The organism is Streptomyces sp. NPDC090025 (genome assembly GCF_044748125.1).
Taxonomy (GTDB): Bacteria; Actinomycetota; Actinomycetes; order Streptomycetales; family Streptomycetaceae; genus Streptomyces.
In genome coordinates, this window is record NZ_JBIVFL010000032.1 from 1 (window position 1) to 1,072 (window position 1,072).

1 protein-coding gene is annotated in these 1,072 nt (G+C 69.6%); it reads right to left on the reverse strand.

All coding sequences use genetic code 11. From position 1 onward, the window contains the following. Positions 1-949 (reverse strand): IS481 family transposase (locus tag ACIPXM_RS35440; RefSeq protein ID WP_401664279.1); only part of this gene is annotated, 949 nt, incomplete at its 3' end. Positions 950-1,072 lie beyond the last annotated feature (123 nt).

Below are 1,072 nucleotides of genomic sequence, written 5' to 3' on the forward strand. Positions count from 1 at the left end.
TGTATTGCCCTGTGAGGTTGGGGACGCGGCTGGCGGGTGGTTTGCCTGTGAGTGCGGTGTGTCCGCGGTGGTGATTGTAGGTGTGCAGCCAGTCGGGGAAGGCGTCGCGTCGTTCCTGCTCTGACTTGTAGGGGCGGGCGTAGGCCCATTCGTCGAGGAGGGTGCGGTTGAGGCGTTCGACCTTGCCGTTGGTCTGGGGCCGGTAGGGCCGGGTTCGCTTGTGGGTGATCCCGGCCGCCGCCAGCAGGTCGCGCCAGTCGCGGGAGCGGTAGCAGGAGCCGTTGTCGGTCAGGACCCGTTCGACGGTGATGCCGCAGGAGGTGAAGAACGCCTGGGCCCGGGTCCAGAACGCGGTGGCGGTCTCCTTCTTCTCGTCGGTGAGGATCTCGCTGTAGGCGAGGCGGGAGTGGTCGTCGACGGCGGTGTGGATGTAGCTGTATCCGGCGTTCCTGCGCGTCTTGCGGCCGGCCTGGCGGCCGAGCATCTTGTGGCCGCCGCCGTCGGGGATGTTGCCGAGCTTCTTGATGTCGACGTGGACGAGCTCGCCGGGACGTTCGCGTTCGTAGCGGCGTATGTTCCGGCCGGTGGCCCGGTCCAGGTGTGTGAGACGGGCCAGGCCGAACCGGGTCAGGACACGGTGGACGGTCGAGGGCACCAGGCCGAGCAGGTGGGCGATGCGGGCCGGTCCCCAGCGGCGGGCGAGGCGGACCTTGATGATCCGGCGTTCGGTGCGGGTCGGTGTCCGGCGCGGGCTGGCGTGCGGGCGGGAGGAGCGGTCGGCCATGCCGGCCTCGCCCAGGGCCCGGTAGCGGTCGGCCCACCGCTGGGCCGTGGTCGGTGAGACCTGGAAGCGTTCGGCGGCCCGGCGCAGCGGCCAGCCGTCCTCGACCACGCAGCGGGCCAGACGGAGACGTCCGGTCTCGGTCAGGGGTGCATTACGGTGGGGCATGAGGGCCTTCTGATCGTCCGGTGGAGATGTCGCAATCCACACCGAACCCGGAAGGCCCTCACCCGTTCAAGACGCCTCAGCCGAGACCTGCATCACCCGTCCACAACCTCCCGGGACAGAACA